The sequence below is a fragment of the Halanaerobium sp. DL-01 genome (genome assembly GCF_003338615.1).
Taxonomy (GTDB): Bacteria; Bacillota; Halanaerobiia; order Halanaerobiales; family Halanaerobiaceae; genus QPJE01.
Window position 1 is genome coordinate 1 of the sequence record NZ_QPJN01000077.1, and the last position, 1,218, is coordinate 1,218.

The 1,218-nt window shown below is 41.6% G+C and carries 1 protein-coding gene; it reads right to left on the minus strand.

All coding sequences use genetic code 11. From position 1 onward, the window contains the following. Entirely contained in the window at window positions 1-1,194 is a 1,194-nt protein-coding gene (tuf, locus tag DER71_RS11855) for an elongation factor Tu (protein ID WP_114459032.1), read from the minus strand. Between the last annotated feature and the right edge of the window lie 24 nt (window positions 1,195-1,218).

The following is a 1,218-nucleotide window of genomic DNA, read 5'->3' on the forward strand; positions in this document are numbered from 1 at the left end:
TTACTCAATAATTTCGGTAACAACTCCGGCACCAACTGTGTGGCCACCTTCACGGATTGCAAAACGCAGTCCTTCTTCCATAGCTATTGGAGTAATCAGTTCTCCTATCATTTCTATATTATCTCCTGGCATTACCATCTCTACTCCTTCTGGTAACTTTATGTCTCCTGTTACATCTGTTGTACGGAAGTAAAACTGGGGTCGGTATCCATCAAAAAATGGGGTGTGCCTTCCTCCCTCTTCTTTGCTCAACACATATACCTCTGCTTTAAACTTTGTATGGGGTGTTATACTTCCCGGCTTCGCCAGTACCTGTCCCCTCTCTATATCGTCTCTTTTTACTCCTCTTAATAATGCTCCAATGTTGTCTCCTGCTACTGCTTCATCCAGCAGCTTACGGAACATCTCTACTCCTGTTACTACTGTGCTTGTTGTATCTTTTATCCCTACTATCTCTACCTCATCCTGTGGATGTAGTGTTCCTCTCTCTACTCGTCCTGTCGCTACTGTTCCTCTCCCTGTGATTGAAAATACATCCTCTACCGGCATTAAAAATGGTTTGTCTGTCTCTCTCTGCGGCTCTGGAATATATTCATCTACTGCGTCCATTAGCTCTATTATCTTCTTGCCCCATTCTCCTTCCGGATCTCCATTCTCTAATGCTTTTAGGGCTGATCCTACTATTACTGGTACCTCGTCTCCTGGAAATTCGTATTCATTTAATAAATCTCTTACTTCCATCTCTACCAATTCTATTAGCTCTTCATCATCTACCATATCTGCTTTGTTTAAAAAGACTACTATCGATGGTACTCCTACCTGACGGGCCAGCAAAATATGCTCTCTTGTCTGCGGCATTGGTCCATCTGCTGCAGATACTACAAGAATTGCTCCATCCATCTGAGCTGCTCCTGTTATCATATTCTTTACATAATCTGCGTGCCCTGGACAGTCTACGTGAGCATAATGCCTTTTTTCTGTTTCATACTCTACGTGTGATGTAGCTATTGTGATTCCTCTTTCTTTTTCTTCTGGTGCATTATCAATTGAGTCAAAGGCTCTTACCTCTGCCCCACCATAATTTGCAAGTACTGTTGTTATTGCTGCTGTTAATGTTGTCTTCCCATGGTCAACATGTCCTATTGTTCCTATGTTAACATGTGGTTTTGTTCTTTCAAATTTCTTTTTTGCCATCTTTTTTGTCCTCCTTAAAATATA

Excerpts from the sequence above, each read along its gene's own strand:
- tuf (WP_114459032.1), bottom strand. The coding sequence starts at position 1,194 with ATGGCAAAAAAGAAATTTGAAAGAACAAAACCACATGTTAACATAGGA.